We start from the raw sequence: 26,159 nt of genomic DNA, 5'->3' as shown, positions 1-26,159 counted from the left end.
TCCTCAATTAGTAATGTAAACAGGCGCAAATCCGCCGCCCTGCGTTCTGAAATTGGTCGTTTGCCCGCTATACAGGCGGGCGGCAAATAGCTGGATTTCGCCCCGGTACACATAGGCGCGAATATCGAGCTTCAAATCAGCGGTCTGGTTTGCTTCAATCGCCACATAGCGCTCGCTCGGCGGCGCAATCGTTTGCGCGACATAGCCACCCGCCAGAATCTCACCCCACACCCGCTTAGTTAGCTTATCGCCGCGATACGTGGCTTTACTGCCGTAGCCGCTTGCTGGCTTGAAAAAAAGTTGTCGCCGCTGCGCCCAAAGTTCATCGGCATTGGCTGGGGTGACTAAAAAGGTGCTCGGAATGCCGGCTTGCAGGGTGGCTATACTCGAGCCAGCAAGCGGATAGGCCGCCATTTGCTCCGGCGAGCTCAGCTCGGCGAGGTGACGCTTGTCGGCGTACAGCGCATGCGCGCGGGGTGTTGGCGTAACGACGACATCACCGGCGGCAAAAGCCTGCCGCAAGGCTTGCGAATTGTCTTGTTCAAAATAGAAATCGGTCAAGCGGTTGTAGACCATATCAATCACGGTATCACCGAGCCACAATCTCTGATCGTGCCAGCGCAACTCGCCCGGATCGGCAAGCAGGCAAGTCATCCCGGTCTTTTCAAACAGACGCTGAAACAGCAGAAACTCAGGGTAGAGGTATTGCTGTTTCGGCGCTTCATCAATAATGGCGATTCGGCGCGGGCGAGGCGTATCTCGCTGCGCTTGCCACTCCTGCTCGAACATCGCCAGCCAGGTATTTTCCAGTTCATCCAGCGTTTTGGGCGCGGCAGTCAGCGGTGGGCAGGCTTTGCAACACGCTGTTTGCGCGCGAGCCAAAGCCAGATTGAGCATTGCGCCACCTGCATTGGTATTGATTTCAATCAGTTGCGGCACGCCCTCACTCAGATGAAAGTCGTAGCCAAAAAACACACCATCTTGACCAAAGTCGATTTGCGCCGCAGCAGGGGCATTCGCCAAAACCTGATTTTGCCAGGAAGGCATGGCCGCCAGATCGCTGACCGCGCGAATAATGTCCTGCATCTGATCGCGCTGCGCAGGGGTAATAAAAACCATCGTGGCCGAAAACAGATGCGGCCGGGTTTGCGCGATCTCGTCGGCCAGACCGACCAAATCCGGGCTCGCTTCCAGCTCGGCCTTGAGCAAAGCGGAATCCAGAAACCGGCAAGCGCATTGCTTGTTCAGCCACTCGGCGGTGCAAGGCGCGTTCATGTTGATGGTCGCGCTCATGAGTAGTATTTCCGCTTCATTCTGAGCGCGACATTTACCAGCGCAATCAAGACCGGCACTTCAACCAGCGGGCCAATCACACCGGCAAAGGCCTGATCAGAGCTCAGGCCAAAAACGGCAATCGACACCGCAATCGCCAGCTCGAAATTATTGCCACTCGAGGTAAACGCAATCGACGCGTTTTGATCGTAGGGCAGCCCCATTTTTTTGCCGATCCAGAAGCTGGCAAAAAACATCACCATAAAGTAAATCACCAGCGGAATCGCGATTTGCAATACATCCAGCGGTAGCTCGACCATCATTTCGCCTTTTAAACTGAACATCAGCACGATGGTCGCGAGCAAGGCAATCAGCGTGATTGGCGAAATACGCGGGATAAACACCGTGTTGTACCAGGCTTCGCCCTTGGTGGCGACCAGCCACTTGCGGCTTAAAAAACCAGCCAGAAAAGGGATTCCGAGATAAATCAGTACACTTTTGGCAATGTCCCACATCGTAATATCGAGCGCAAAACCTTGCAGACCAAATAGCGGCGGCAAGACGGTAATAAACAGCCAAGCCATAAAACTGTAAGTGATAATCTGGAACACGCTATTGAGCGCAACCAGCGCCGCGCCGTATTCCTTGCTGCCCCCGCTGATATCATTCCAGACCAGCACCATCGCGATGCACCGCGCCAGCCCGATCAGAATCAGCCCGACCATATAGCCCGGCTGATCGCGCAAAAAGGTAATCGCCAGCACAAACATCAAAATCGGGCCAACGATCCAGTTCATGATCAAAGACAGCGTAATTGCGCGTTTGTCGCGGGTGACTTCGCCCAAGAGGCTGTAATTCACTTTCGCCAGCGGCGGATACATCATCAGAATCAGGCCGATGGCCAGCGGAATATTGGTCGTGCCGACCGACATCGCCTCATTGAGCTGCGCCACCTGTGGAAACACCACGCCGATGCCCACACCCAGCGCCATCGCGAGGAAAATCCATACGGTCAGATTGCGATCCAGAAAACTCAACTGTTGCGACGTCGATTCGTCGGCGCAGGCTTGACTGTTCATTGGGTTTCTTCCGGCTTGGGGCAGCATGATGATTCGGGCGCGCACGGCGATGACAAGAGCGGCAAACATTGTTCGGGATTGCCCTCGCAACACTCTTCGGTCAAGTAGGCGATCAGCTCCAGCATTTGCGCCAGATTGGCGCGATAGCGCATATAGCGCCCCTCCTGCTCTACCGTGACCACATTGGCATGCACCATGGATTTGAGGTGAAACGATAAATTGGTCGCTGGCAGATCCAGCGCGGCGGCGATTTCACCGGCAACCAACCCGGCTTTGCCCTGACGCACGAGCAGGCGATAGACATCAAGCCGCACGCCGGACGATAGGGTTTCAAAAATGGTCGTAGCAGTATTTTTTTCCATATCTTAACTATACAACAATTATTGAAATATTGAACTACTATGATTACCATGTTGAAAAAATCAGAAATAAGGTGATGCATGAAAGACTATTACAACGTGCTGTTTATCTGCACCGAAAACGCCGCGCGCAGCCAAATGGCAGAAGCCTTACTCAACCACATTGGTCATGGCCGCTTTAAAGCATATAGCGCCGGCAGCCTGCCGAGCGGGCAAATCCATCCGATGGCGCTTAAAGCGCTAGAGCATGCCCACATCGCTTGTGACAATTTACGCAGTAAAAGCTGGGATGAATTCATTCAGGTCGGCGCACCCGAGATGGATTTGGTCTTCACGCTGTGCGATCGCGCCGCTGGTGAAACTTGCCCTGCTTGGCCTGGCGTGCCGATGATTTCGCATTGGAGTATTGAGCATCCCGATTGTGCAGGTGATGAAGAGACTCAACAGCACAGCTTTAATCACACCTTAGCCATCTTGCGCCACCGCCTTGATTTACTTGTGGCACTGCCATTTGAAAAACTCGACCACCTCGCACTCAAGCAGCACGTGGCAAATCTTAAATAAGCAATACGGGATAAAGAAATGACCATCAAAGTAGGCATCAACGGCTTTGGCCGTATGGGACGTTTAACACTGCGCGCAGCGTGGGGCTGGCCAGAAATTGAATTTGTACAGATCAACGATCCGGCGGGCGACGCGGCGACTTTGGCGCATTTGCTAAACTTCGACTCAATTCATGGCCGCTTTGCACACGAAGCCACGAGCGAGGGTGATGAGATCATTATTGGTAATCAGCGCATCAAAACCACCCGCAATACCGCGATTGGCGACACCGATTGGTCCGGTTGCGACGTGGTGATCGAAGCCTCGGGCAAAATGCGCACCACCGCGCTGCTGCAAGCCTACCTCGATCAAGGCGTTAAACGCGTTGTCGTCACCGCGCCAGTCAAAGAGCCGGGCGTTTTGAATGTTGTCGTTGGCGTGAATCATCATTTGTTTGACCCTAGCATCCATCGCATCGTCACCGCCGCCAGCTGCACGACCAACTGCCTCGCGCCGGTCGTCAAAGTGATCCACGAGCAACTCGGCATCCGCCACGGCAGCATGACGACGATCCACGATCTGACCAATACGCAAACCATCATCGACGCCCCGCACAAAGACCTGCGCCGCGCGCGCTCGTGCGGCACCAGTTTGATCCCAACGTCGACTGGTTCGGCCACCGCGATCACCGAGATTTTCCCCGAACTGAAAGGCCGCCTGAACGGCCACGCCGTCCGCGTACCGCTAACCAACGCCTCGCTCACCGATTGCGTGTTCGAGCTCGAACGCGCCACCACCGTCGAAGAAGTGAATGGCCTCTTGAAAGCCGCGTCGGAAACGTATCTGAAAGACATCTTGGGCTACGAAGAACGCCCGCTGGTGTCGATCGACTACCGCGGCGACGCGCGCTCGTCCATCATCGACGCGCTATCGACGATGGTCATCAACGGCACGCAATTGAAACTGTACGCGTGGTACGACAATGAGTGGGGTTATGTGAATCGTACGGCGGAGTTGGTACGGCAGGTGGGCTTGGCGGATCAGTAAATTCCATGATGGGGTATTGCTCTGTAGGCTTTGCTTAATAATGCCTGCATAGCAATACACTGATTAGGTTGGGTGAACGTAGCGTTACCCAATAGCATCGAGTCGGATAAGGCCTGCGGCTCATCCAACCTACGCGCGATGAGGCCGCATGCGCCAACCGACTCTTGAAAAAACATTAGGACATCATGAACCCTTATCTTCGCCAAAACGTACTCGGGACAGTACCTAAATTACCCATCACGGATGAACAATTTAAGGCCGCGGCAGCGGCTCGGACAGTTTTGAGTGCGGCGTTTGCACTTGAGGAATCTAATGACCTTTTAATTGGTAACTATGTGGAATTCGAGCAGGAATTGCTCATGGCTGCAGCCTCGAACTCGGTTCGGCGGTTAAATGAATATCACGATTTCTTTGAGCTTAGATCCACAATCAATCGCCGCGTTGTCAACTTATTAACCGCAACACGCCTTTACCTAGATCAAACGCCGCAACGCCTGACTGATTGTGCAACAACCCCTGAAAATGCTCGCATCGAATTCAAACAACGAACGCACCACCATTACGACGCGACTTTCGGGTATCGATTTCTTGAAGCATTACGTAATCATGTTCAGCATTGTGGCCTAGCAGTTCACCGGTTGAGTCAAAGTCAAAAATGGGTTGGAGAGGATGAAACTAGAGTACTTGAACTTTCAATACAACCGTTTACCGAACGCCAGCACCTAGAAAACAATAATTTTAAGAAGGCGATTTTAAGTGAGATGCCTGAACAGGTGGCGTTAACACTTGTAATCCGTGAATATCTTCAGTGCATTGGCGATCTTCATCAACTTGTCCGTGATCACTTTAGTGAAAAGGTGAAAGCTGCAAGGCAAACGATTGAAGAACATCTCTGTAGGTATGCCGAACAAAATAATGGTTCAGTTGTTGGGCTCACCGCATTCAACACATCCCCCGAAGGGATACAAGAAACTATCCCAATCCTTTTGGACTGGGATGATGTACGCCTGAAGCTCGTTGCACGAAACTCCCGCATGACTTCACTTGGACGGCACGTTGTCACAGGACGCGCGCAATGATACTGACAATGAAGCACCGTAGGTCCGATTAGTGCAGCGTAATCGGACGTGAGAAATCGCAGCAGACTCCGATTTCGCTCCGCCCATCGGAGCTATATTAGCCATACCCAGCCAAGTATTTACCTGTAATCATTGATCAAAAATATCCTCAAGCCAATACCCTATAGCCGGACTAACCATGCTTTCCACCCTCTCCCCTGCCATCCGCCAATATCTAATCATCACCGGCAATTATTGGGCGTTCACGCTGACCGATGGCGCTTTGCGCATGCTGGTGGTGCTGCATTTTCATCAGTTGGGCTTCTCGCCACTGAATATCGCGCTGCTGTTTTTGTTTTACGAGTTGTTTGGCGTCGTCACCAATCTGGTCGGTGGCTGGTTGGGTGCGCGCATTGGCCTCAATAAAACAATGAATATCGGCCTTGGCCTGCAGGTGATTGCGCTGCTGGCGCTGACGGTGCCAACGGCGCTGCTGACTGTGCCGTGGGTGATGGCGGCGCAGGCGCTGTCGGGGATTGCGAAAGACCTGAATAAAATGAGCGCGAAAAGTAGCGTTAAGGCGCTGATTCCCACCGGCAGCGCGGCGGGGGAAGGGCGGCTGTATCAATGGGTGGCGCTGCTGACCGGATCAAAAAATGCGCTCAAAGGCGTTGGCTTTTTCCTTGGCGGCGTATTGCTGGCGAGCTTGGGGTTTGCTGGCGCAATGTGGGCGATGGCGCTGGTGCTGCTGCTGGTCTGGGTGGCGAGTTTATTGAGTTTGAAGGCGGATTTGGGCAAGGCGAAAAATAAGCCTAAATTTGGCGAGGTGTTTTCCAGCAGCCGCGCGGTGAATATTTTGTCGGCAGCGCGGCTGTTTTTGTTTGGCGCGCGCGATGTGTGGTTTGTCGTCGCGCTGCCGGTGTTTATGGCGACGACTTTGGGCTGGGCCGATTGGGCGGTCGGCGCGTTTTTTGCCTGCTGGGTGATCGGCTACGGCATTGTGCAATCGCTGGCGCCGTATTTAACCGGCAAAAAGGCGGGCAAAGTGCCCGATGGCCGCGCGGCGGTGTTGTGGGCCTTGCCGTTGACAATACTCACCGCTGGTATTGCTCTGGGGATCAATTTCAATCTAGATTTGCAGCTAATACTGGTCGGTGGGCTGCTCGCCTTTGGCGTGCTGTTTGCGATTAATTCGTCGCTGCACAGCTATTTGATCGTTAGCTACGCCAAAGAAGACGGCGCTTCGCTCGACGTCGGTTTTTACTATATGGCCAACGCGATGGGGCGGCTGATCGGTACGGTGCTGTCGGGTTGGGTTTACCAAGCGGCAGGCTTGGCGGCGTGTTTGTGGATATCAGTCGGCTTTATCGCCTTAGCGGCAATCATTTCGATTGCTTTGCCACGGCAGCCAAGGGCATAAACCCGCCTCTCGCCGGTTCTAGATTATTGCTCGGCCAGAAAATCCCGCGCAGGGATAATCACCAGCCCTGCCCTTTGCCCCGGCGGTACATCGGGGTTGGGGAAAATAATCCGGGCGTCGTCCTCAATGATCGAAAAAGGCACGCCAGCGTCTTCGGCCAGCAGCATGCCCTTGGGCAGCGTTGTGAAGTTGTCGGTTTTGCCGTCGATGGCAAATTTGAAATCATGGCTGGTTTTCGGGATCTCGCGTGATACGCGGAAAATCTGCACTTGCGGTGGGATTAGCTCGGGCTGCGGCAGCTCGCCCTGGATCAGCCCACTCAGGTAAGCGTCCATTTTGGAGAGATCAATCGCCGTGTTCTGCCCGAACGGGCGGGCGCTACCGAGCTCAATGGTGAACGAATGCGCGTTGTAATTGAAGCTCGATGAATAGGAAAACGTGCTGGATGTGGTCGATTGCAGCAAGACCGTATCAACCCCGGCCAGACTCAAGCGGGCAATTTCTTGCGCGCTAAAGCGGCAACCCGGCTTGGGCAGCGGGTAAATGGCGAATTTTTCGATCAATGAGCCATGAATGGCGGTGTGCAGATCGTAGTGAAAACGCGGCGTGGTATTGCTGCCGAAAAAGCGCCCGACGTGCATTTCCAGCATCATGGCACGGCGCTTTTCGGTGCCATCTTCCACTTCCGGCTCGCGGTTAAACAGCCGGTTCATGTCTTCTTCAATAAAGCGCTGACCCGCGCGCAAGGCGGGCACATTGCCAAAAATAAACAGCACACGCGATTTAACGCGCAATTCTTGCCGCAAAATGCGCTCGATCAATTGCTCGACCAGCTCGACCGGCGCGGTTTCATTGCCGTGAATGCCGCAAGAGACCACCAGATCGAGCACGCTATGGCTGGCGTCGTGCGGCTCGAAGCGGATTACACCCTCATCGAGCACCTGCACACACATCCCATTTGGCAAGCAATACTGCAGGCCCATTGAGGTTTCGCCTGCGAGTGTTTTTTGTAAAAAGGTGATGTGTGACATGGTTGACCTCGTTGAATCGGGTTTGCGAGAAGGCAAACGGCTGCGCGGGCGTCAGTTTAGCAGCCTTCACCCAATCTGGCTTTTTCGGCGCGGTGCTTGTCGCGACATTCACCATTGAGCCCGATCTCGCTCAAGCTCTCTCGATTAAACGTCACGCCCTTGCCGCTGGAAGGGGTAAATCGCGCCCAGCTGCAAAATCTGCGTCAGCTCGTCCAGCGCGGTGCGTACTTCGGTGAGCAAAGCCGGGTCGATCAGATCGTTTTCATGCAGGCGGTCGCGATAGTGCTTTTGTACCCAATGCGTCAGCGCGGCGTACAACGTATCGTTCATCCAGACTGCCGGATTAACTGCGGCAATTTCAGCTTCGGTTAAAGCCACACGCAGACGCAGGCACGCCGGGCCTCCGCCGTTTTGCATACTTTGCTTGAGATTAAACACCAGCAATTCGTCAATCGCCCGCTTGTCATGGACCAGATGCTGCAGGTAGGCCCACACAGCAGGCGTGTTGGCGCACTCCTCAGGCACCAGCAAGCGTTGTTTGCCATTGGCTTTGGCGAGCAGCTGGCTATTGAATAAATACGATTTCACCGCGTCGGCCACACTGACCGCACTGCTTGGCACTTCGATAATTTCCAAGCCCGCGCCAAACTTCTGGCTCAGCTCGGCGTAGACCTGCGGCGCATTCAAAAACGCCTGATCGTGGCAAAACAGCACATTTTGATTACCCACAGCGATCACGTCATTGTGAAACACGCCAGCGTCGATCACGGCCGGGTTTTGCTGGGCAAAAACGGTATGCGTGTCGCGCAAACTGTGCAGGCGAGCAACGGCCTGGCTGGCTTCCAGCGTATGCCGCGCCGGAAAGCGCTGCGGCTCGACTCTCCCAGCCGCATCGCCCCAGTGTTGACGACCATACACAAAAAATTCAACGCCCTGCCCGGCGTAGTCGCTGCAAAAACGCGTGTGATTGGCCGCGCCTTCGTCGCCAAAAGCGGCCATCATCGGCAAGGCCGCGTGCACATTAAAATGCCGCGGGTCAGCAAAGATGGCTTTCAGTGTGCGTTCGGTCTGGCGATGCTCGATCGCGCGGTGAAATTTGTTCTGCAAATTGGCCACGGTGAAATGCACACGCCCATCACCGGTATCACCCGACGGGCTCACCGTTGCCGCATTGGCCACCCACATGCTTGAGGCCGAGCACATCGCCGATAAATACCCCGGATTGGTATTGCCCACAGCAGCAATCATATCCTGATCGCTACCCGTATACCCCAGCTCGCGCATCAGCCAGGTAGCTGGTCTTTCCTGCGGCGGCAGCACGCCCTGCTGATAGCCCATATCGGCGAGCGCCTTCATTTTGGCCAGGCCTTGCAGCGCAGCTTCGCGCGGATTGGCGACCAGCTTGGCGTTGCCGGTTGACGCGACATTGCCAAAAGAATGCCCGCCATAATGGTGAGTCGGGCCAACTAGACCGTCGAAATTGGCTTCGCAGCTGGTGGCGGCTTCAATAGCGGTGTTTGCAGTCATTACAGTGTCATCCCCGGAGGCAATTGGGCTGGGCAGGTCAGTTGTTCGGCTTCAATCGATGCAACTGGATACGCGCAATAATCGGCGGCGTAGTAGGCGCTGGCGCGGTGATTGCCCGAAGCACCGACGCCGCCAAACGGCGCTGCGCTTGATGCGCCAGTGAGCGGTTTGTTCCAGTTCACAATCCCGGCACGCGATTCGCGCCAGAAGCGTTCGTACTGCTCGCGCGAATCGCTCAAAATCCCGGCAGCGAGACCAAAGCGGGTGGCATTCGCCAGAGTCATTGCGTCTTCAAATGTGGCGTAGCGCTGTACTTGCAGCAACGGGCCGAAGTATTCATCGTCGGGCAGGTTTTCAACGGCACTGACATCCAGAATTCCCGCCGAGAGTAATGCCGTTCCAGCCTGCAGATTACGCATTTCCAGCAGGCTGACCGCACCTGCGGCGATTAAACGTGCCTGCGCTGCGAGCATATTGTTCGCGGCGGCAAGCGACACCACGCCGCCCATAAACGGCTGCGGCTCGGAATCCCATGCGCCGACTTGCAAAGACTCGGCAACGGTCACTAGGCGTGCCAGGAAAGCATCGCCCCACTCGCCCTTTGGCACCAGCAAACGGCGCGAGCAGGTACAGCGCTGGCCAGCCGAAATAAACGCCGACTGGATCACATGATGCAGCGTGGCCTTCAAATTAGCGTCGGCGACTTCCTCGACCAGCAGCGGATTATTACCGCCCATTTCCAGCGCGAGGATTTTTTCGGGCTGACCAGCAAATTGCTTATGCAAGGCGTAGCCCGTTCCGGCACTGCCAGTGAAATACAGCCCGTCAATTTGTGAATGCGCCGCCAGTGCAACGCCAGTTTCGCGCGCGCCTTGCACCACATTGAGCACACCAGCAGGCAGGCCTGCGGCCAGCCATAATTCGGCGGTTTTTTGTGCCGTCAGCGGGGCAAGTTCGGATGGCTTAAACACCACGCAATTACCGGCAAGCAGGGCCGGAACAATATGACCATTGGGTAGATGGCCGGGAAAATTGTAGGGGCCGAACACGGCCACCACGCCGTGCGGGCGATGACGCAAGACAGCAATCGCGTCACCCTGCGGCGCTTCTTTGTAGCCGGTGCGCTCTTCATGGCTTTTGATCGAAATGTCGATTTTATTGATCATCGTCGTCACTTCGGTCAGCGCTTCCCAGCGCGGCTTGCCGGTTTCCATGCCGATGGTCGCAGCCAGATCGGCCTGATTGGCTTTGAGCAGCTCGCCAAAATTGCGGATCAGCGCGATGCGCGCGGCCAGATCCAGATCGCGCCAGGCGACAAAAGCCGAGCGCGCGCTGGCAATCGCTGCATCAATTTCAGCAGCACTCGCCGCACGACCTTGCCAGATGATCGCTTGTGAAACGGGATTTTTCGACGAAAAAACCTCGCCAGAGCCTGATTGCCATTGACCGTGAATCAAATTGCCATGAATCGCATTCATTACTTACCCCTTAGCAGAGAGTACAACGGCGCGCACATTCGCACCGTCTTCAAGATTAAGTCGTTGCAAGACATCGGCAGTCAGCGGCAGGCTGTCTTCCAGTGGCCGCGTATAGGCTATCGTGGCGCGAAAATCGGCCAATTCACCATTACTCACCAGCCAGGCTGTACCGTTTTTGGGTGGATGCGCCACGGCCAGACTCTGGTAGACGCGGCTGTCTTTGACTGCGCGTATCGTGTCGCGCGGGCATTCCAGACTCGGGCCAGCGTCAAAAATATCGATATAGCCCTGATAGCGAAATCCTTCGGCTTCAAGCATCGCGCGTGCTGGCATGGTGGCTGGATGGACGTGGCCGATGGCGGCCTGCGCCTCGTCGGACAACAGGCAGGTATAAATCGGGTATTTGGGCATCAACTCGGCGATAAACGATTTGCTGCCGACATAGGACAGAAAATCGGCGCGGGCGAAATCCATTTTGAAAAAATGCCGCCCCAGACTTTCCCAGAATGGCGAGCGCCCGGCTTCATCCGACACGCCGCGCATTTCGGCGATAACGCGCGGGCTAAAGCGCTCAGGGCTGGCGGCCATAAATAAAAAGCGCGATTTGGACAGCAAAGCGCCATTGCCGTCTTTGCGGTAATCGGGCGATAGAAACAGCGTGCACAGCTCGCTGGCGCCGGTGAGATCGGACGTCAGAAACAGCGTTGGTAGTTGTTTATAGATATCCAGCTCGCGCGAAGCGTGCACTGATAGACCGACGCGGTAGTTATACCATGTGTCATCCATGCCGACAGCGCCCTCGATGCCGCAAATGCCAGCTAGAGCGCCAGTTTCATCGTCTTCGAGCGCAAACAGATAGCTCGCCTGCCCCAGCTCGGGCTCGCCATTGAGGCTGGAGATGCTGGCCTCGATGCGTTTGGTAAATCGCTCGGGATTGGCCTGCAAAGTAGTAACGCCCACACCTGCGCTGCTGGCCAGCGCCAGAATTGCATCAAGATCGGAAAGACGGGTGGGACGGATCAGCATTGAGATAAGCCTAAAGTCGAAAGACAAGACTTACTCAATGTAGCAAAGGCCTATTGCAAAGCGTATTGGGTCTATCCGCAAGGGATGAAAGGCTGCCAGAGCTGGCTCGGCGCAGCCGTAAAACTCAGAAGGGCAGCACCTAGCGCCTGAGCAACAGGCTGCGCGCGCCCTCAAAGCGGCTGGCAAAATAGCTATTGCTCATCGACTCGATCCGCACCTTGCCCTTGCTCGACGGCGCGTGGATGAAATTGCCATCGCCCATATAAATGCCTACGTGCGAGAAAGGCCGACCTAGCGTATTAAAAAAAACCAGATCACCTGGACGCAAATCGGCACGGTCTATCGTGCGGCCGGCTTGCGCCATGTCGGCGGCGGTGCGCGGCAGATCGACCTGCAGCGCATTTTTATACACATATTTGACCAGACCGCTGCAATCGAGCCCGGCTTCCGGGTTATTGCCGCCAAACTGGTAGCCGGTATCAAGCAAGCCAAGCGCCACCATGATGATTTCGCGTGCATCACCATCAACCTGAATTTTGCTTAAGCTGGGCTTGGAGGGTATAGGCTTGTGGGGCTTACTGGGTGCGGGCTTGGTGCTGCTACACCCCCAGAGTATTGAGCCCAGCACCAGCAAGAGCGTGAGCGAGCGGGCGATTATGACTGTGCGCTTAAACATCGGCCAGCACTTTGATGTGTTCGGTCACGCTGCGCGCCAGCGAGGATAAATCGTAACCGCCCTCCAGCAAGGACACGATGCGCTTTTGGGCGTGCGTTTCAGCCACTTTCATCAGCTGTTTGGTGACCCAGGCGTAATCGGCTTCAACCAGCCCCATCGAGCCCATATCATCCTCCAGATGCGCATCAAACCCGGCCGAAATCAGCAGCAATTGTGGCGCAAAATCATTGAGTGCTGGCAGCCATTTTTCCTGCACCACTTCGCGAAACTCGGCACCACGGCTGGCACGCGGCATGGCCACATTGAGCATATTGGCGCCTTTGGGCACATCGCCGCTGTAAGGAAAAAACGGATGCTGGAAAATGCTGACCATCAGCACTTTGGGCTCGTCGTAAAAAGCGTCTTCAGTGCCATTGCCGTGATGGACATCAAAATCGACAATCGCCACACGCTCCAAACCATATTGCACGATCGCGTGGCGCGCAGCCACGGCAATATTATTGAAGAAACAGAAACCCATACCCCGCTCGCGCTCGGCATGATGCCCCGGTGGGCGGATCAGACAAAATGCGTTTTGCGCCTTGCCGCTCATGACCATATCCACGGCCTGCACCCCGGCGCCAGCGGCATAGTAGGCGGCGTTGAGTGAGTATGGATTCATCGCCGTATCGGGTTCCAGATGCACATGACCGGTCGCTGGCGACATCAGCGCCAGCTTGTCCAGATAGGCTTCGGGGTGAACGCGGGCGAGCTGCTCGCGGGTGGCAGGGTTAGCATTGATGTGTAATAAATAGTCCCAGATGCCCGAGGCCATCAATCGGTCGCTAATCGCCGCAATGCGCTCCGGACATTCCGGGTGCCCTTTTCCCATTTCATGCATACTGCATGCAGAATGCCCGATCAATGCAGTTGCGCCGCTAGAACCGTACAATGGCTTTACCTATTTAGCTGTATGCTTTAAATACCAAAGCAAAAGTTTCCACCCATCGATGCTTGGCAGTGTTTGGATTTCGCCAGCGCCTTGTCTGAAAACTTTTGTCTGTCTAATGTTTCTAAAGTTTACGCCCCAGACGCAGTGAGGAAAAGAATGACACCCCAAAGTCGTGAAATGTTGCAACGCTTGCATCAGGCCGAGCAGCAGCTCAATCAGATCATTCTGGGCAAAGCCGCCACCATGCGCTTGGCGCTGATCGGCATTCTGGCGCGCGGCCATCTGCTGCTGGAAGACGTGCCCGGCGTAGGTAAAACCACGATGGCGCATGCTCTGGCCACCGTGCTCGGACTGCGCTTTGCCCGGGTGCAATTTACCAGTGATCTGCTGCCTGCCGATTTGCTCGGTGTGTCGGTTTACGAGCGCAGCATGGAGGCTTTCCGCTTTCATCCCGGACCAATTTTCACCCAAGTACTGCTGGCCGACGAGATCAACCGCGCCACGCCCAAAACCCAGTCTGCGCTACTGGAAGCCATGGCCGAGCAGCAAGTGACGATAGACGGCGAGACAAACGCGCTGCCAACGCCGTTTTTTGTAATCGCCACCCAAAACCCGCAGGCCCAGATTGGTACTTTTGCTTTGCCAGAATCGCAGCTGGATCGGTTTTTACTCCGGCTCGAGCTGGGTTATCCGGACGCCAAAGCCGAGCGCGCCTTATTGCAGGGCATCAGCCGCCAGGATGTACTCTCCGGGCTGAGCCCCATGCTGTCTGCCGAGCAATTGCAAGAAGCGCAGCAGGATATTGCGCAGATCAAGCTGGCCGAGCCCTTGCTCGATTATATTCAGGCGCTGATTTCGGCCACCCGGGAAGACCAGCGTTTCAGCTGCGGCCTGTCAACACGCGCCGCACTGGGTCTGGTGCAAGCCTGCAAGGCCAGCGCCTGGCTGGAAGCGCGCAGCATGGTGATTCCTGAGGATGTGCAGCGGATATTCCCAGCACTGGCCGGACACCGGCTGATTCTGCGCCAAAGCGGGCGCTCTGACCCGCATATTGCCGAGCAGCTGATGTACAGCGTAGCGATTCCGTAAATGCCGATGACCGCTGCACTCCTGTCATTCTGGCGGCCCTACTGGCAGCGTTTTCTGGCCCGACGTCACCCCGTCGAGAGCGGCAAAGTACGCATTCGCCACCAGCGTTTGTATATCCTGCCTACCTTGTATGGCCTGGGTTTTGGCATGATTTTCATCACCATGTTGGTGGGCGCGCTCAATTATCAGCTCAGCCTGGGGTTTTTCTTTGCCTTTTTGCTGCTGGGGGTTGCACATGCGATTTTGCTGCGCACTTACGCCAATTTGCTGGGGCTGCAACTCAGTTGCGGCACGCCGATTCCAGTGTTTGCCGGTGAAAATGTGTATTTTCCACTCACTTTGCTCAATGAAAAACGCCAGCCGCGTTTTGGCGTCAACATTCAAGCTAGGCAGCAAGCCGAATCAGCCAGCACCCACATTCCTGGACAGGATCATCAATTGCTGGCTCTGCCGGTAAAAAGCCGGCAGCGCGGCTTGCTGGCCCTGCCCCGCCTGACGATCAGCAGCACCATGCCGCTGGGCTTTTTTCGCTGCTGGACTTATCTGGCACTCGATGGCGTGGCGCTGGTTTATCCGCAGCCTGAACCGGATCCGCCACCTTTACCCGATCACGGCGCATTGAGCGATGGCAAAAAAATGCAGGCTTCCGGTAACGAGGATTTTGCCGGCTTGCGCGAGTTTCAGCGTGGCGATGCGCTGCACGATATTGCCTGGAAACAAAGCGCACGCACCGAACAAATCCTGATCCGCCAACATCAGTCGCCGATTGGCGCCACACTCTGGCTCAATTTTGACGAACTGGCAGGCCTGCCCGTTGAAGTGCGGCTATCGCGCCTCACGGCCTGGATATTGCAGGCCGAAAGCACCCAGCGCCCTTACGGGCTGGCTTTACCGGCACAGCAGTTCCCACCCGCATTGGGCCATGATCATTTGCATCGCTGCCTTAGCGCGCTGGCACAGTATCCGGGAGGAGCGACATGACTCCGTCACGATTGCGGCTGGTCAGCGCCAGTGATTTGCAATGGCTGGGCGGTGCGCTGGCGCTCAGCTGTTTTCCACATTTGCTGGAACAACCACTCTGGCTGGCGCTAAGTCTGGCGGCCATCTTGCTGGTACTCACGCGGCTGAGCGCCGATCAGCGTGCGCGCCTGCCGCGCTATAGCCATCTGATTCTGGGCGCGGTTGTCGCTGTACTGGTGTTTCAAGCCTACCAAACGCTGGTCGGCCGTGAAGGCGGCGTAGCCATTCTGATGGCACTTAGCATTGTCAAACTGCTGGAGACCCGCACGCTACGCGATGTTCGTGGATTACTTCTGCTGATGTTTCTGCTCTCAGGTCTGGCTTTATTGCATGGTCAGGCACCTTGGCAAGCAGCCTATGCCCTTATCAGTACACTGGCTGTTCTGTATGCGGCTCAGCGTATTGAGCTGGGCAATACACTCCCCATGGGTATCAATCTGAAAAGCTCTTCCAGAATGATTCTGGAAGGTATACCAATTGCCATCCTGCTATTCGTACTTTTTCCTCGCCTACCTGCGCCATTGTGGGCGATCCCCGATCACTCGAGTGCCAAAACAGGCCTTTCTGGCGATCAGATGACCCCGGGCAGCATCGGCAATATGATCCAGGATGAAAGCGTTGCTTTCCGCGTCAGCTTCAAGGATAAAGCCCCCCCCCAGGCAAATATGTACTGGCGCGGACCGGTCTTTGAAGATTTTGATGGCATCAGCTGGCAACCAGCCTACGGCCAAAATCGCGATCAGAATGCCCTGCGCTTTCAGGCCGTGCCCAAAATCATCGGTGAAGGCGAGGTTTACAGCTACAGCATCACGCTGGAACCGCATCAGCAAAGCTGGCTACTGGCACTGGACATGCCAACACACATACCTGCCAACGCCAATCTGAGTAATCGTCTGCAAATTGTCAGCAATCAGGTGGTCAGCGAGAAAAAACGCATCGAGCTGAGCGCACAACTCAGCTGGCGCACGGTGAACGACAGCCCGCGCCAGATCGAGCGCAGCCTGATCCTGCCTGCCGATCTAAACCCGAAAAGCCGTGCGCTCGCCCTAAGCTGGGCTCATCTGCCCCCCCGGGATCGCGTTGCCGCGGGGCTCAACTGGCTGCGCAATAATGATTTCAGCTACACCCTTAGCCCGCCGGTACTCACCAGCCGCCATCGCATCGACGAATTTCTATTTACACACCGGCAAGGCTTTTGCGAACACTATGCCAGCGCGTTTGCTTTCATGATGCGGGCAGCAGGATTGCCTGCGCGGGTGGTCACCGGTTATCAGGGCGCACAGCAAAATGCTGACTACTGGATTGTCCGGCAGGCTGATGCGCATGCCTGGACTGAAGTCTGGTATGCCGACCAAGGTTGGCAACGCGTAGACCCCACTTTTGTGATTTCCCCTTCACGAATTACAGCGGGTATCGGATTGAGCATTGATAGTACCGAGCTACCGTTTATGATGCGTCAGGATAATGCCTGGCTCAGAAACCTGCGCCTCAAGGCTGATATCCTCGTTCACGGTTGGAATCAGTGGGTAGTTGGCTACGATCAGAAACGCCAGAACGAGTTACTGAAAAAACTGGGGATTGATGATTTTCTATCCAGCGCTTTTTTGCTGTGGCTGATTGGCGGGCTACTGGCGATTCTGGGCAGTTTTGCCGCATGGCTGCTGTATAAAAGCCAGCCGCCGCGGCCTGACGCTGCCAGCCGTATCTTTCGGCGTTTTATCCGCAAACTCGCCCCCATGGACAAAGCCGCTAGCGAAACTGCGCAAGCCTTTGCAGCACGTGCTCAGGCGCAATACCCGCATCTGGCCAAGCACATCGAAGCAATCACACACCTCTATTTAAACGCCCGCTACGGCAATGATCCGGCCGCCTTGCCAGCGCTTGAACAAGCAGTCCGGCAAATGCCACGAGCCCGCCAACCCTGAAAAATGGGCTGTCAACTGACAGCCCGAACAGCGGTTCTGACTTGCCTCGCAGGAAACTTTCACGTCACTTCATCGTCATAGTCGGCCAAGGCTGTGCCTCAAATCAATCCCAGCTCACATCGGACGGACAAAAGACCGTAATTCGGTAGATTTTAATAGCTTCAAAGGCTAGAATGATCCGCCTTTGTTGGGCTTACAAACGGAAACTATTTTTATGTTTATCACTCCTGCATTCGCATCGGCCGCTCCGGCAGAGCCAAACGCGTTCATGTCTTTCCTGCCAATGATCGTGATTTTCGTGATTTTCTGGTTCTTGATGATTCGTCCGCAACAGAAAAAAGCCAAAGAACACCAGGCCATGCTCGGCGCGCTGCAAAAGGGCGATGAAGTGACGACCAGCAGCGGCATGCTAGGCCGTATCAGCAAACTGAACGATCAGTACGTGACTCTGGAAGTAGCTGACGGTGTTGAAGTTGTGATCCAGCGTGCGGCGATTGGCCAGCGCCTGGAAAAAGGCACTTTGAAAGCAAACAAGTAATCCACAAAATAATTACTAACCGAGCTGGCGGCAGCCTTGCCGCAGCTCAGGGGTTCAGCATGAATCGCTATCCACTCTGGAAGTATGTCCTTCTGATTGTCACGCTTGTCCTGGCAACTTTGTACACCCTCCCCAATTTCTTTGGTGAAAGCCCGGCAGTCCAGGTTTCCAGCGGACGAGTCACGGTAAAAGTGACAGATGCCATGGTGCAGCAAGCCAGCAAAATTGCGGCAGCTGCAGGCGTGACACCTATCGACGCTTACTTCGAGGCGGGCTCGGTCAAGCTGCGGTTTAAAGACACCGACAGCCAGATCAAGGCCAAGGATGCGATTCAGGCCGCTCTGGGTAGCGATTATGTAATTGCACTGAATCTGGTTTCAGACACACCCGCCTGGCTGGCCAAATTGCACGCCAAGCCCATGGTACTGGGCCTGGACTTGCGTGGCGGCGTGCACTTTCTGCTCGAAGTGGATATGAAAGCGGCGGTTGACAAAGCACTGGAAAAAACCGCTGGCGACATTCGCCGCGACCTGAAAGCCAAGAAAGTGCGTTATGGCAAAATCAGCAAGGAACGTGACCGCGTCGAAGTACAACTGCGCGACGCCGAAACGCTGGCGGCGGCCAACAAGGCGCTGCGTGACACACTGGTCAATCTGAAAGTTGAAACGGTAAACAGCGATGGCAATTACAAACTGATCGTCACCTACCCAGAAGCGGCTTTGCTGCAACTGAAAAATGATGCAGTCAAACAGAACATCACCACCTTGCATAACCGGGTAAACGAATTGGGCGTTGCCGAGCCGGTGATCCAGCAGCAGGGCGAAGGCCGTATCGTCGTTCAGTTGCCTGGCGTGCAGGACACCGCCAAGGCCAAAGACATTCTGGGCCGGACTGCCACACTGGAAGTTCGTCTGGTTGAAGATGATCAGGCCAAACTGACCGAAGCGATCAATGGCAATGTGCCGGCCGGCTTCGAGCTGATGACCGAGCGCCGTGGCAGCGAGGGTGAAAGTGTGCCTATCTTGCTGCGCAAGGAAGTAGAGCTGACCGGTGAAAACATCAACGATGCACAGGCTGGTTTTGATGAACAGAATGCCCCTGCGGTACATCTGGGTCTGGATGCAACAGGTGCATCCATCTTCAAGGATCTGACACGCGAAAACGTCAACAAACGTATTGCGATGATTCTGGTTGAAAAAGGCAAGGGCGAAGTCGTCACAGCACCCGTGGTGCGTGGCGAAATTGGTGGTGGCCGGGTGCAGATTTCGGGCTCAATGAATGTCACCGAAGCCAATGACACCGCCCTGCTGCTGCGCGCTGGCTCACTGGCAGCGCCAATGGATATTGTTGAAGAACGCACCATTGGCCCTACCCTTGGCAAGGAAAATATCAGCAAGGGCTTTAACTCAACGCTGTATGGTTTTGCCGCGATTGCCCTATTTATGATGATTTACTACCGCGTCTTCGGCGTGGTTTCCACGCTGGCACTGGGTGCGAATCTGTTATTCCTGATCGCGCTGCTGTCATTGCTTGGCGTCACACTCACCTTGCCGGGTATTGCGGCGATTGCCTTGACGCTGGGTATGGCAATTGACTCGAACGTACTGATTAATGAGCGGGTGCGTGAAGAATTACGCGACGGTCAAAGCCCGCATATGGCGATCCAGAACGGTTATCAGCACGCTTTCGATACCATTCTGGACTCGAATATCACCACGCTGATCGCGGGTCTGGCCTTGCTGATTTTCGGCTCGGGTGCGGTTCGCGGTTTTGCCTGGGTGCATTGCCTGGGGATTATGACCTCGATGTTCAGCGCGGTATTTGTATCCCGCGCCCTGATTAATCTGATTTATGGCCGCCGTCGCAACTTGACTACGCTGTCAGTGTAAAAGCGGGAGATTAAAATGATCGAATTTTTCCATGTAAAACGCGACATCCCGTTTATGAGCTATGGCAAGCTCACCACGGCGATTTCTCTGGGTACTTTTGTGCTGGCAGTCTTTTTCCTGGTGATAAAAGGACTTAATTTCGGTGTTGAGTTTACAGGCGGCACGGTAATGGAATTGCGCTATTCCCAATCGGTCGAAGTCAGTCAAGTACGACACCGAATTGAAAGTCTGAAATATGGTGAAGTGCAAGTCCAGTCACTGGGCACGACCAAGGATGTGATGGTTCGCATCCCGAACATCAAAGGAAAAAGCAGCGCCCAGCTCTCGAATGAAGTACTCGATAACCTAAAAAAAGAACGCAGCGATGTGGAATTGCGCAAAGTCGAGTTTATTGGCCCATCAGTTGGTGATGAACTGTTCAAGCATGGCGCAACTGCACTGGTGCTAGTCATTGTGGGCATCGTTGCCTATCTGATGCTGCGTTTTGAATGGCGCTTTGCTTTCTCAGCCATCATTGCCAATATGCATGACGTGGTGATCATTCTGGGTGTATTTGCCCTTTTCCAGTGGGAATTTAGCCTGACCGTGCTGGCGGGTATTCTGGCGGTGCTGGGCTATTCGGTGAATGAATCGGTCGTTGTATTCGATCGGATCCGGGAAAACTTCCGCAAGCCCAATCTGCGCGGCAAATCTGTACCGGAAGTGATCGACAATGCGATCACGGCCACGTTGAGCCGGACTATTATTACCCATGGCTCGACCGAAGCCATGGTGTTGGCGATGCTGATCTTTGGTGGCGCAGCGCTGCATGGTTTTGCTATGGCACTGACCATTGGTATCGTGTTTGGTATTTATTCATCGGTACTGGTGGCCTCGCCACTGCTGCTGATGTTTGGCGTAACGCGAGATCGCATGATTAAACCGGAACGAATTAAAGAAGAAGCGGTCGTTTAACTTCCGAACCACTTAAGTAGATCGGCAAAAGTTGCCTGGCATGGTTGTCCCGCCTTGCCATACAACTTTTGTGCGGATACTTGCTACACGCCGGCCCTTGTCGGCGTTTTCTTTGAGAGAGCCAAATGGAATTTAACCTGATCGATATTTTCCTGCATCTGGATGTATATCTGGCCCAGCTGGTGCAAAGCTATGGCGTCTGGATTTACGCCATCCTGTTTGCTGTGATCTTTTGCGAAACCGGCCTTGTCGTTACGCCCTTTCTGCCGGGAGACTCCTTGCTGTTTGTCGCCGGAATGATTGCCGCCAGCGGCGCGATGAATGTGCATCTGCTCGCGCTACTGCTGTTTATCGCGGCCGTACTTGGGGACGCGGTGAATTACACCATCGGCCGCTACTTTGGTCACAAACTGTTTGCCAATCCGGATTCGAAAATTTTCCGCCGCGAATACCTGGATAAAACGCATAGCTTTTTTGAACAATACGGCGGCAAAACGATCATTATTGCGCGCTTCGTCCCGATTGTTCGCACCTTTGCGCCTTTCGTCGCGGGTATGGCCGAAATGACTTATCGCAAATTTTTTGCCTACAACGTGATTGGTGCAGCCGTTTGGGTAGGCTCGCTGCTGTATGCAGGCTACTTGCTGGGTGGCATTCACTTTATCCAGAAAAACCTGACGGCGATTATTCTGGGCATTATTTTCCTGTCTATCCTGCCGGGCATTATTGAGATCGCCAAACACAAGCTGGGCAAGGCCGCATGAGCGAGCAGTTTCATACGCAAAAATCAGCCATTCGCGCGTCTTTTGACAAAGCCGCCGCTCACTATGATGCGGCGGCTGTTTTGCAGCGGGAAATCGTTGACCGGATGTTTGAGCGGCTGGAGCTGATTCGCCTGACGCCGCAGCGCGTGCTTGATGCGGGCAGCGGCACAGGCTATGCCGTACCCAAACTGCAGCAGCGTTTTGGCGCGGCACAGCTGATCGAGCTGGATCTGGCGCACAGCATGCTGTGCGTCTCCCGCGACAAGCAAATGGGCTCTGGTGTCAAGAAACTATTCCGGCAATTAAGCCAGCGCCAGCCTGCACAAGTGTGCAGCGACATCGAGCGCCTGCCTTTTGCCGATAACTCAATTGATCTGATCTGGTCCAGCCTCACCCTGCAATGGTGCAATACGCCTGATGCGGCGTTTGCCGAATTTCGGCGTGTGCTCAAGCCGGGCGGGCTGCTGATGTTTGCCACGCTGGGCCCCGATACGCTCAAAGAACTGAGAACCGCTTTTGCTGGTGTTGATGGCTATGAGCACGTTAACCGTTTCATTGATATGCATGATCTGGGCGATGCGCTGGTGCAGCAAGGCTTTGCCACGCCCGTGATGGACATGGAATACATTACGCTCACTTATCAGGACGCCAGATCGGTGATGAATGATCTAAAAGGCATTGGCGCGCACAATAGCATGCACGGACGACGCACCGGCATGTTTGGCAAACAGGCCTGGCAACGGGTTCAGGCGCAGTACGAAACGCTGCGGCGCGATGGCAAGCTGCCTTGCACCTACGAAGTGGTCTATGGCCATGCATGGAAGAACGAGCCCAAAGCGCCCAAGCAGCTGGCTGACGGCAGCCAGATCATCGAATTTCGCCCACGGGCAGCCAGTTGATGGCCAATGGTCAAACCCGCCAGACCGGAGCAACGCTGGCGCCGTATTATTTCATCACCGGAACAGATACCGATGCCGGCAAAACCATTGCCGCGTCGCAACTGATACGCTGCCTGAATCATAACGGCATACCTACCATAGGTATGAAGCCAGCAGCATCGGGCTGCATGGCTCAGGGAGATATACTCCTTAATGCCGATGTTGAAGCCCATCAGCAGGCCAGCCCGATTCCGGTACCGGAACAACTGCAGAATCCTTATCGATTTCTGCCGCCGATTTCACCGCATCTGGCCGCTCGCGAAGCCGGTGTTACCATTGAACTCGATCATATTCTCGATTGCGCTACGGCGCTGCGCCAATACGCCAGCACGATAGTTATTGAAGGCGCTGGCGGCTGGTATGCGCCACTGAGCGATACGCTGCGGATTGCCGATCTGGCCATGGCGCTGCAAGCACCAGTGATTCTGGTCGTCGGCATGCGTCTGGGCTGCATTAATCATGCACTACTGACAGCCGAGGCCATCTTGCAAGCTCGCCTACCGCTGGCAGGCTGGATCGCCAATTGCATCGATCCGGACATGTCACGTTTTGCAGAAAATCTGACCTATTTGCAAACGCATATTCCGGCGCCCTGCCTCGCGGTGATTGAGCATAGCGCCGATGCCGCCTTGGGTTGTCTCAATCCTCAGGCATTTGAGCTACTTAAATTGCAGAACTTGTAATCCTAACTTACCATCGCATCAGTCCTTCTTATTGGCTTTCCATGAAATCCCGAATTTTTGCCGCAATTGCTACCGTACTGTGCGCTCTGGCCCTGCAAGCATGCAGCAAGCCCCAATTTCAAGGCAGTGATCTTAGTCAGACCAAAATTGGCGGCGAGTTTGAGCTGGTCGATCATCATGGCAAAACGGTGCGACTGGCCGATTATGCCGGCAAGGTGGTCGTGATCTTTTTTGGTTACACCTCCTGCCCCGACGTCTGCCCGACCACATTGGCCGAGCTGCGCACCACGATGGCAGAACTTAAAGAACAGGCCAAGGATGTTCAGGTGCTGTTTATCAGCGTGGACCCGGAACGGGATACCCAGTCGCTGCTTAGCCAGTACGTTCCGGCTTTTCATCCCAGCTTTATCGGCCTAAGCGGCAGCAAGGCGCAGATTGACGCGGTGGTTAAAAGTTATCGCGCGATTTACCAAAAGCAGGGTAAAGATAAAAATTATACGGTCGATCATACTGCTGGTAGCTATCTGCTTGATCGCAGCGGTCAAACCCGCGTTCTGGTCAATTACGGCGTAGGTGCCGCCACTTTTACACATGACATCCAATTACTTCTGGCCGAATAAAGCATGAACGAAGAAGAAAACCAGGGGCCAAACCCGATCCACACCGAGCAAGACATTGCGCCTTTCCTGCTGAAAACACCGCTGGAAATCGCCTATGTGCTGCGCCTGCTGGAGCAGGCACATAGCAATATTGCCATCTACTTTAATACCGGCCACGATATGATGCTGACGCGCATCTTGAGCGCCGACGCCAAAGCCAAACAATTTGTATTTGACATCAGCGGGCATGAGCCGACCAATGCCGCCTTGCTGCTAGCCGACAAATTGCTGTTCGTCGGCGATCTGGACGGTGTGAAAATCCAGTTCAGCACCGTCAAGCCCGGCCGCGTCTTGTTTGAAGGCAAAACGGCGTTTATGGTGAGCCTGCCCAATGATATGGTCAAACTGCAGCGACGGGAGTTCTTCCGCCTCACCACGCCAATCTCCAGCCCCTACACCATTGCTTTGCCACTGGCCAGCGGTAGCCTTACGCTGGAATTGCACGATATTTCACTGGGCGGCGTCGGGCTCTGGCTCAAGGACGAGCAGCAAAAAAAGCTGTTCAACCTGGGCGATGTCGTGCACAAGGCCAGTATCGATCTGGGCACAGCAGGTCGGATTCAGGCCGATATTGAACTACGCAATCTGCACACAGTGTATTTAAAACAAGGGATGACACGCTGGATGTTGGGCGTGCAATTTATGAATCTGTCGCGAGCCAATGAGAGCTTGCTGCAAAAATTGATGGTCCAGCTGGAAAGAGAGCAGAAAGCCCTCACTGGCTAAATTGAATAAGGAATTCTGCACTTATGCAGAAGGGGTATATGACTGTCGGCCATTTTTAAATTAGCCCACAGCCATATACCCCTTAGTCATTCCAGCTCAAACCATCTAATCCCACTTCACTCGTGGTGTCAGCGCAGCAATCATTAGCGCGGCCAACGCCACCAGCCCCATTCCCCAGCTCAAGCTGGTTTCATGCGCCACAAAGCCGATCATCGGCGGCCCCATCAAGGCGCCGATCGAACCCATGGTGGTCACTGCGGCCAGCGCTACTGCGCCTTGCTTCGCGGCCTGGGTATAAACGCAAGGCGATACGGCCGCCATACCCAAGCCGACCAGGGCAAAACCGACCAGGGCTGGAATCAGCCCCCCCAGCAGCAAAGCTGCTGACAAACCAACGCCTGCCAGCAGACCGCCCCACAACAGCATCTTTGGCGCACCAAAACGCATGCGCCAGGCATCGCCAAACCAGCGTGCAATAAACATGGTGATTGAGAAAAAGGCGATGCCCAGCGGCGCTATCTGGGCACTGGCCATCACCGCATCTTTCAGATACAGCGCCGACCAATCGGCCATGGAGCCCTCAACTACAGTGCCGCACAATGCCAGCAGGCCCAGCCACAACGCTACACCTTCGGGCAGGGCAAAACGTTTTCCACCGGCTTGGGCTTGCGGCTTTTCTGCCAGCAAATACGGGATGGAGACAGCGACGGCCAGCCACAAAATCAGCGCCGCCAACAGAAAATGTACCCAGATCACATCAGTAAAAAACGTCATACCGGAGGCAAACAATGCCGCGGCCAAACCACCCAGACTAAATACGGCGTGCAGGCGCGACATAATGGCCTGCTTGCCGACTGTTTCCGCCTGCACACCTTGTGCATTCATGCCCACATTGAGCAGGCTAGCCAGCACGCCTTCAAGCAGCATCATCAATAAAGCCACCGGATAGTTTGGCGCCAGCGCCAGACCAATCAACACCACCGGCAGCAGCGCGCCACTGATCAGGCAAGCAGCCTTGGAGCCCAGCCGGTGCAAAATAGTCGCCGTGACTGGAAATGAAAATACCGCGCCCAAACCACTGGCCAGCAGCAAAAAGCCCACCTCGGCAGTTGACAGGCCCAGCTGGACTTTCAGGGCCGGAATGCGGGACGCCCAGGTCCCAAAATTGAAGCCCAGTACAAGAAATAGCGTAGCCACAGCCAGCTGGGTGCGGCGGATAGAGTGGCCATTAGCGGGAGATGGCATGGTACTGAGGGTAGAAGTCGTCACGAAGAATCCGAGTTAAATGACCCCCAGCAAAGCTGGGGGCTTATTAGAGGAACGCCTCGAAGGCGTCAACAAACCAAGTGCCGCCCAAGGCGGCGAGTCACAACCCCAGCTTCATCTGGTCGTAACGCTCATCTTCCTTTTCTTGATTTCGGATATAGGCTCTGACCATTGCTTCATCCAAACCCACCGTCGAAACAAAATAGCCGCGCGCCCAAAAAACTTCACCGGTGAAGTTTTTCGTCCTACCACCAAATTGCC

General features: G+C 54.9%; 26 protein-coding genes. 15 read left to right on the top strand and 11 right to left on the bottom strand.

From position 1 onward, the window contains the following. Positions 1-3: 3 nt before the first annotated feature. The 3 genes from FLS37_RS14050 to FLS37_RS14040 are packed head-to-tail and all read right to left on the bottom strand — an operon-like array spanning position 4 to position 2,713. On the bottom strand, positions 4-1,293 hold the full coding sequence (locus FLS37_RS14050) for a hypothetical protein (RefSeq protein WP_198314642.1): 1,290 nt from the start codon (positions 1,291-1,293) through the stop codon (positions 4-6). Further along, positions 1,290-2,351, bottom strand: coding sequence for an ACR3 family arsenite efflux transporter (gene arsB, locus FLS37_RS14045; RefSeq protein WP_157670601.1), 1,062 nt, complete (start codon positions 2,349-2,351; stop codon positions 1,290-1,292). Before arsB ends, FLS37_RS14050 begins: the two co-directional genes overlap by 4 nt. Further along, positions 2,348-2,713 carry a helix-turn-helix transcriptional regulator gene (locus FLS37_RS14040; protein ID WP_157670600.1) on the bottom strand — a complete coding sequence of 122 codons (366 nt, stop codon included), beginning with the start codon at positions 2,711-2,713 and terminating at the stop codon, positions 2,348-2,350. The genes arsB and FLS37_RS14040 overlap by 4 nt, the downstream gene beginning before the upstream one ends. Positions 2,714-2,791: 78 nt before the next feature. Between FLS37_RS14040 and FLS37_RS14035 the strand changes: the two genes are divergently transcribed. The 4 genes from FLS37_RS14035 (at position 2,792) to arsJ (ending at position 6,778) form a co-directional block, all read left to right on the top strand. Continuing rightward, the gene (locus FLS37_RS14035) at positions 2,792-3,274 is read left to right on the top strand and encodes an arsenate reductase ArsC (RefSeq protein ID WP_157670599.1); all 483 of its coding nucleotides are present in this window, start codon (positions 2,792-2,794) and stop codon (positions 3,272-3,274) included. An 18-nt stretch (positions 3,275-3,292) separates the two neighbouring features. Beyond that, positions 3,293-4,300, top strand: a complete 1,008-nt coding sequence (locus tag FLS37_RS14030; RefSeq protein ID WP_157670598.1) for an ArsJ-associated glyceraldehyde-3-phosphate dehydrogenase — start codon at positions 3,293-3,295, stop codon at positions 4,298-4,300. Positions 4,301-4,485: 185 nt separating this feature from the next. After that, positions 4,486-5,379: a hypothetical protein gene (locus tag FLS37_RS14025; protein WP_157670597.1), complete on the top strand. Its 894-nt coding sequence runs from the start codon at positions 4,486-4,488 to the stop codon at positions 5,377-5,379. Between the two features lie 178 nt (positions 5,380-5,557). Beyond that, the gene (gene arsJ / locus FLS37_RS14020; RefSeq protein WP_157670596.1) at positions 5,558-6,778 is read left to right on the top strand and encodes an organoarsenical effux MFS transporter ArsJ; all 1,221 of its coding nucleotides are present in this window, start codon (positions 5,558-5,560) and stop codon (positions 6,776-6,778) included. Between the two features lie 23 nt (positions 6,779-6,801). Here arsJ and astE read toward each other — a convergent pair whose 3' ends face one another. The 6 genes from astE to FLS37_RS13990 form a co-directional block, all read right to left on the bottom strand. Further along, a complete protein-coding gene (astE, locus tag FLS37_RS14015; RefSeq protein ID WP_157670595.1) occupies positions 6,802-7,809 on the bottom strand; it encodes a succinylglutamate desuccinylase in 1,008 nt (335 codons plus the stop codon). Between the two features lie 144 nt (positions 7,810-7,953). Beyond that, positions 7,954-9,336 carry an N-succinylarginine dihydrolase gene (gene astB / locus FLS37_RS14010; RefSeq protein WP_157670594.1) on the bottom strand — a complete coding sequence of 461 codons (1,383 nt, stop codon included), beginning with the start codon at positions 9,334-9,336 and terminating at the stop codon, positions 7,954-7,956. After that, positions 9,336-10,814 (bottom strand): succinylglutamate-semialdehyde dehydrogenase, encoded by a 1,479-nt coding sequence (gene astD, locus FLS37_RS14005; RefSeq protein ID WP_198314641.1) that lies wholly within the window; start codon positions 10,812-10,814, stop codon positions 9,336-9,338. Before astD ends, astB begins: the two co-directional genes overlap by 1 nt. 3 nt (positions 10,815-10,817) lie before the next feature. Further along, positions 10,818-11,840, bottom strand: coding sequence for an arginine N-succinyltransferase (astA, locus tag FLS37_RS14000; RefSeq protein WP_157670593.1), 1,023 nt, complete (start codon positions 11,838-11,840; stop codon positions 10,818-10,820). A gap of 139 nt (positions 11,841-11,979) precedes the next feature. Beyond that, positions 11,980-12,516, bottom strand: coding sequence for a C40 family peptidase (locus FLS37_RS13995; RefSeq protein ID WP_157670592.1), 537 nt, complete (start codon positions 12,514-12,516; stop codon positions 11,980-11,982). After that, a complete protein-coding gene (locus tag FLS37_RS13990; protein WP_157670591.1) occupies positions 12,509-13,396 on the bottom strand; it encodes a histone deacetylase family protein in 888 nt (295 codons plus the stop codon). Before FLS37_RS13990 ends, FLS37_RS13995 begins: the two co-directional genes overlap by 8 nt. Positions 13,397-13,603: 207 nt before the next feature. Between FLS37_RS13990 and FLS37_RS13985 the strand changes: the two genes are divergently transcribed. The 11 genes from FLS37_RS13985 (at position 13,604) to FLS37_RS13935 (ending at position 24,632) form a co-directional block, all read left to right on the top strand. Then, positions 13,604-14,536 carry a MoxR family ATPase gene (locus FLS37_RS13985; protein WP_157670590.1) on the top strand — a complete coding sequence of 311 codons (933 nt, stop codon included), beginning with the start codon at positions 13,604-13,606 and terminating at the stop codon, positions 14,534-14,536. After that, positions 14,537-15,517 (top strand): DUF58 domain-containing protein, encoded by a 981-nt coding sequence (locus FLS37_RS13980; protein WP_157670589.1) that lies wholly within the window; start codon positions 14,537-14,539, stop codon positions 15,515-15,517. Further along, the gene (locus tag FLS37_RS13975; RefSeq protein WP_157670588.1) at positions 15,514-17,481 is read left to right on the top strand and encodes a DUF3488 and transglutaminase-like domain-containing protein; all 1,968 of its coding nucleotides are present in this window, start codon (positions 15,514-15,516) and stop codon (positions 17,479-17,481) included. Before FLS37_RS13980 ends, FLS37_RS13975 begins: the two co-directional genes overlap by 4 nt. Positions 17,482-17,695: 214 nt before the next feature. Further along, entirely contained in the window at positions 17,696-18,019 is a 324-nt protein-coding gene (gene yajC, locus FLS37_RS13970) for a preprotein translocase subunit YajC (protein ID WP_157670587.1), read from the top strand. Between the two features lie 59 nt (positions 18,020-18,078). Further along, on the top strand, positions 18,079-19,908 hold the full coding sequence (gene secD, locus FLS37_RS13965; protein WP_157670586.1) for a protein translocase subunit SecD: 1,830 nt from the start codon (positions 18,079-18,081) through the stop codon (positions 19,906-19,908). Between the two features lie 18 nt (positions 19,909-19,926). Then, a complete protein-coding gene (gene secF, locus FLS37_RS13960; protein ID WP_157670620.1) occupies positions 19,927-20,862 on the top strand; it encodes a protein translocase subunit SecF in 936 nt (311 codons plus the stop codon). Positions 20,863-20,987: 125 nt separating this feature from the next. Then, on the top strand, positions 20,988-21,626 hold the full coding sequence (locus tag FLS37_RS13955) for a DedA family protein (protein WP_157670585.1): 639 nt from the start codon (positions 20,988-20,990) through the stop codon (positions 21,624-21,626). Then, positions 21,623-22,525 (top strand): malonyl-ACP O-methyltransferase BioC, encoded by a 903-nt coding sequence (gene bioC, locus FLS37_RS13950; protein ID WP_157670584.1) that lies wholly within the window; start codon positions 21,623-21,625, stop codon positions 22,523-22,525. The genes FLS37_RS13955 and bioC overlap by 4 nt, the downstream gene beginning before the upstream one ends. After that, a complete protein-coding gene (gene bioD, locus FLS37_RS13945; RefSeq protein WP_232522613.1) occupies positions 22,525-23,247 on the top strand; it encodes a dethiobiotin synthase in 723 nt (240 codons plus the stop codon). The genes bioC and bioD overlap by 1 nt, the downstream gene beginning before the upstream one ends. Positions 23,248-23,288: 41 nt before the next feature. Then, entirely contained in the window at positions 23,289-23,867 is a 579-nt protein-coding gene (locus FLS37_RS13940; RefSeq protein WP_157670583.1) for an SCO family protein, read from the top strand. Between the two features lie 3 nt (positions 23,868-23,870). Continuing rightward, positions 23,871-24,632: a flagellar brake protein gene (locus FLS37_RS13935; protein WP_157670582.1), complete on the top strand. Its 762-nt coding sequence runs from the start codon at positions 23,871-23,873 to the stop codon at positions 24,630-24,632. A gap of 105 nt (positions 24,633-24,737) precedes the next feature. On the opposite strand, the gene FLS37_RS13930 is transcribed toward FLS37_RS13935, so the two are convergent. Together FLS37_RS13930 and FLS37_RS13925 are read right to left on the bottom strand one after the other, a co-directional pair. Continuing rightward, positions 24,738-25,901 (bottom strand): MFS transporter, encoded by a 1,164-nt coding sequence (locus FLS37_RS13930; protein ID WP_198314640.1) that lies wholly within the window; start codon positions 25,899-25,901, stop codon positions 24,738-24,740. A 97-nt stretch (positions 25,902-25,998) separates the two neighbouring features. Continuing rightward, the coding region (locus tag FLS37_RS13925; protein ID WP_198314570.1) for a transposase at positions 25,999-26,159 on the bottom strand (161 nt) is incomplete at its 5' end.

Origin of the sequence: Chitinibacter sp. GC72 (assembly GCF_009760905.1) — a bacterium.
GTDB lineage: Bacteria > Pseudomonadota > Gammaproteobacteria > Burkholderiales > Chitinibacteraceae > Chitinibacter.
This window is presented reverse-complemented; position numbering and strand designations above follow the sequence as displayed.